The sequence below is a fragment of the Desulfococcus sp. genome (assembly GCF_050178255.1).
GTDB classification, from domain to species: domain Bacteria; phylum Desulfobacterota; class Desulfobacteria; order Desulfobacterales; family Desulfococcaceae; genus Desulfococcus; species Desulfococcus multivorans.
In genome coordinates, this window is record NZ_JBFXGG010000022.1 from 41,237 (window position 1) to 45,412 (window position 4,176).

General features: G+C 62.5%; 5 protein-coding genes. All 5 read right to left on the bottom strand.

Annotated features, from left to right (window positions below):
* Positions 1-1,762: radical SAM protein (locus AB7S84_RS06570; protein ID WP_428153543.1), on the bottom strand; the 1,762-nt coding region annotated here is incomplete at its 3' end.
* A 245-nt stretch (positions 1,763-2,007) separates the two neighbouring features.
* Complete coding sequence (locus AB7S84_RS06575) at positions 2,008-2,403, bottom strand: Hsp20/alpha crystallin family protein (RefSeq protein WP_020877449.1); 396 nt, start codon at positions 2,401-2,403, stop codon at positions 2,008-2,010.
* A gap of 23 nt (positions 2,404-2,426) precedes the next feature.
* Positions 2,427-2,885, bottom strand: coding sequence for an Hsp20/alpha crystallin family protein (locus AB7S84_RS06580; RefSeq protein ID WP_020877448.1), 459 nt, complete (start codon positions 2,883-2,885; stop codon positions 2,427-2,429).
* 163 nt (positions 2,886-3,048) lie between these two features.
* A complete protein-coding gene (locus tag AB7S84_RS06585; RefSeq protein WP_020877447.1) occupies positions 3,049-3,465 on the bottom strand; it encodes a carboxymuconolactone decarboxylase family protein in 417 nt (138 codons plus the stop codon).
* Between the two features lie 37 nt (positions 3,466-3,502).
* Positions 3,503-4,176 (bottom strand): acyl-CoA dehydrogenase family protein (locus AB7S84_RS06590; protein ID WP_428153547.1); only part of this gene is annotated, 674 nt, incomplete at its 5' end.

The window sequence follows — 4,176 nt, forward strand, 5'->3', positions numbered from 1 at the left end:
GGGCGGTGTCGACAGGCTCATGGGGGTTCTCTCCATCTTCTTCCGGACGGATGCTGTTGTCGGCGGCGTTTTTCAGGGCATGACGGCATTGGGCGGCGTAGTCGGCGGCGGCCTTGCTGTGGGGGAATTTCTCCAGAACGGCGAGGGCCTGATTGTACCGGCCCATGTTCATGTGGCCGACGGCCGCGGCGAGATTCAACGACTCGCTTCCCGGGAAATGCCGGATGCCTTCCTCGAGGATCCGGATCGATGCTGAAAACCGCTGCCTGCGCTGGTGCAGAATGCCGAGGCCCAAAAAGGCCCGATGGTCCGGGTGATAGCCGAGTGCCCTGGCATAGAGCCGTTCCGCCGTCGCCGGGGCCTCCGGATGGTCGGCGTAATCCCCGTGGGAGAAGGTCATGGCCAGCCGGGAGAGAAAATCGGCGTGACAGGGATAGAGGGCCGGGTCGTCCTTGAGTGCCGCGGCGTCGGCGAAGCCGGGAAGGTGTGCGCGGAAATGATCCCTGAGGGACCGGCCGAAGGCGAGGATCAGTGCCTCGGGAAGGTCCGGATCCCGGGTGTAGTAAGGGATGTCCTCGATACGCCGACCCCAGATATCGTCGGTAATGCCGTCGCGCTGCCGGATCTCGTCGTAGAGGGCGGTGCCGGGCAGGATGTCGAGGATGTAGAAAACGGCGGCCAGGGGTTTGATCTCCCGGATCAGGGCCTGAGTCTCCTCCAGGGTTTCCCACGTCTCTCCGGGGCAGCCGTAGATGAAATAGGCCCGGGCCAGGATGCCGAAGGCCGTGGTCAGGGCAAAGGCCCGTTGGATCTGCTCTCGGGTGATGTTTTTTCCGAGCCGTTTCCGAATCCGCTCCGAGCCGCTCTCCACGCCGTAGCTGATCTGAACGCACCCGGCGCGCCGCATCCACCGGAGCACCTCCTCGTCCACGGCATCCACCCGCGAGATGGCGGCCCAGGAGATCCGGAGCCCCCGCCGGAGAATCTCCCGGCAGACGGCGATGACCCGGTCCTTTTTCAGGGTGAAGGTGTCATCGGAGACGTAAAAGAAACCGACGCCCCGGGCATGGAGCAGGGACATCTGATCCACGAAGTAGTCGGCCGAGTGAAACCGGACCTTTCGGTCCCACAGCCGCGGCGAGGCGCAGAAGGTGCATCGGCCGGGGCACCCCCGGGTCAGGGAGAGATGCTGATAGGTGAAATGACGGGCGGGATTCGGCAGACGATCGAGGTCGGGGATGGGCGGCGCGGCTTCATTGAGGACGGGGGTTCCCCTTCGCCGGAAGGCAACGCCCGGGATGTGGCCGACGATTTCCGCAAGGCTCTTTTTCCCCGGGCGATTCCCCGTCGCCGCCAGGGCCTTTACGAGTTCCAGGAAGGGGAATTCCCCCTCGCCCGCCACCGCCAGGTCGATCTCCGCAAAACGGCCGAGGAGATGCTGCCACAGGAACGTGGCGGCCACGCCGCCCACGACGGTGGTCACCCCGGGATCGAGGGCCTTGGCGATCCCGGCGATTTCGACGGCACCCCACCGGTTGGCGTTGAGGACCGAAAATCCGATCACCCGGGGAGCCTTTTCCCGAAGAATCTCCCGGATCCGTTCCGGTTCGCCGGCCATCCCGTGGCAACTGAGGATCTCCGCATCGTAGCCGTTCTCACGGAGGAGGGCGCCGATGTAATAGAGTCCCATGGGCACGGCGCTGACGTCTGTTTCATCGCGGCGGCGTTCGAGGCAATATGGATATATAAGCAGTATCTTCAAGTTGTTGGCTTTGCACTCCGTTGACTTTTCCGGTTGAACACCTTAAATTGTATGACAAAAGACCGAATGCAACCCCGGCGGGTAGGCGAGGCCCCGGAGCGGCCTCGCCGTCGTCCGGAAGACGTCAAACAGCACGGGCGGGTCTACCTGATAGACCCGCCCGTGTCGTTGGTTCGATGTGTTCAAAAGATCCGTCCCTGGGCCGGAAACCCCGCGCCGGCGCCGCAGATCCTGTGCCGCCGTCCTTATCCGGCCGTCACGGCGATCTTCCGGGGGGTCGCTTTGGCCACCTTGGGGAGGCTGACCGTGAGGACGCCGTCCGCCAGTTTGGCGTCGATCCTCGCCTGGTCGATGACCTCCGACAGCGTGAACTGGCGGAAATAGGTGCCGGTGTCGTATTCCCGCATCACGCTCCGTTCGCCTTCACCATCCGGGGACCGGATCTTTCCCGAGAGGGTCAGGACGCTCTCCCGGAGGTCGATCTCCATATCGTCGGGGTGCACCCCGGGGATGTCGGCGATGACGGTGATGGCCGTGTCGGTTTCAAAGATGTCCACCGCCGGAGAAAAGATTCTGCCCGATTGGGTGGGTTCCATGGTCGCTTCCGCCTGCTGTTTTTGCTTCACTTGGATGTCTGACATGGTAAGCCTCCAGGGTTGCGTCATCAGCTGACCTTGATCTGTCTCGGTTTGGCCGACGCGGCTTTGGGCAACATGATGCTCAGGACGCCGTCGGCGATTCCGGCCTTGACCTTCTCCGGATCCACCCGGTCGGGAAGCTCGATCATGCGACTGAATTTTCCGGCTTCCCGCTCCCGGCGATGCCATTTTGCCGATGCACCGGCATCGGGGATCTTCCGCTCACCGGAGAGGGAGAGATGGTTGTCGGTGATGGACAGATCGAGATCATCGGCCTTGATGCCGGGCAGTTCCGCACGAATCCAGAAGTGATCCTTGTCCTCGGTCACATTGATGAGCGGGTAGACGCCGGCGTCGGGCCGCGACTCCGGTTCGCCGCTCAGGGCGCGGGCCAGGTGCGCCAACCGCCCGCGCATCTCGTCGAGTTCATCATAGGGGCTTTTCCATCGAAACGCCGGTGTGGTGAACATTCTCCTGATGATCATGGATATCCCTCCTTGGGTAATGAGATTCAGACGGCCCCAACATCAAGCCGGTGACACAGCTGCCGATATTTTTCATAACCTTTTGGATTTAAAGGCTTAGAACTTATTTCGCACAAATATAACCATCTCTTCCCGGAGGTCAAGGGCACCTTGTCGGCGATTTTCAGGGGCGGGCTTCCGCCGGTTCCGGCGGCCACATCCCCTTTTCCTCGAGGACGGCTTTGAGCACCTTGAGGGCCGTGTTGACGGCCGGAACGCCGCCGTAGACCGCAGTCTGAAAGATGGTCTCGGCGATGTCTTCAGGGGGGCAGCCCACGTTGAGGGCGGCCTGGATATGGAGCTTCAGCTCCTCCGGCCGAACGAGTACCGTGAGGGCTGCGACGGTGACGAGCTGCCGCACCGTGTGAGGGATCTTTTCCCGGGCATACATCTGGCCGGTGATAAAGAGGGAGAGATCCCGGGCCAGGTTCTTGTCGAAGGCCCGCCAGAGATCGTAGGGCCTTTCATCGGTCACTCCTTTGAAATAGAGGGCCGCCGTTTCCCGGGTTTTTTCCGGGACGGATTTGTCGGGTGGGTTCATACATCGTCTCCTTTCAGGCGTTTTCAGGTTCTCGGAGTTACCGGTTGGCCTTTCTGACCCCCAGCTGATCCAGGGCGATGATCATCTTGCAGATGTTGGCCGAGCCCTCCACCATGTAATAGGTGGGTGCGTCGCGGTAGAAGCGGGCGACGGGGTACTCGGTGGAGTAGCCGTAGGCGCCGAGGATGCGCATGGCGTAATTGGCGCACTTGCTCACGGCTTCGCCGGCGGCATACTTGGCCATGGCCACGTCGAGGCCGTTGTTGAGCCGGCCCTCGTCCTTGGCCGCGGCAGCCTTGTAAGCCAGAAGACGGGCCGCCTCCACCTCGACGGCCATCTGGGCGATCATGTCCTGGTTCATCTGGAAATCGCCGATGGGCTTGCCGAACTGACGGCGCTCGTTGCAGTACTTGATGGCGGCGTCGAGGCAGGCCTGAGCGAGACCCACGCCGCCGGCGGCGGCTGAAAGCCGGGTGTGGTTGAGGGAGCCGAAGACGATTTTGGCGCCGTCGCCGGGCTTGCCGAGGATGTTCTCCTTGGGCACCTTGACGTTGTCGAGGAAGAGCTCGCCGGTGGGGGAGGCATGGGATCCCAGCTTCTCCAGGTTGGAGGTCTTGATGCCGGGGAAGTTTCTGGGTTCGATGACGAAGGCCGAAAGCCCCCGGGAGCCCGCCGCCTTGTCGGTGTAGGCATAGTAGATCAGCACGTCGG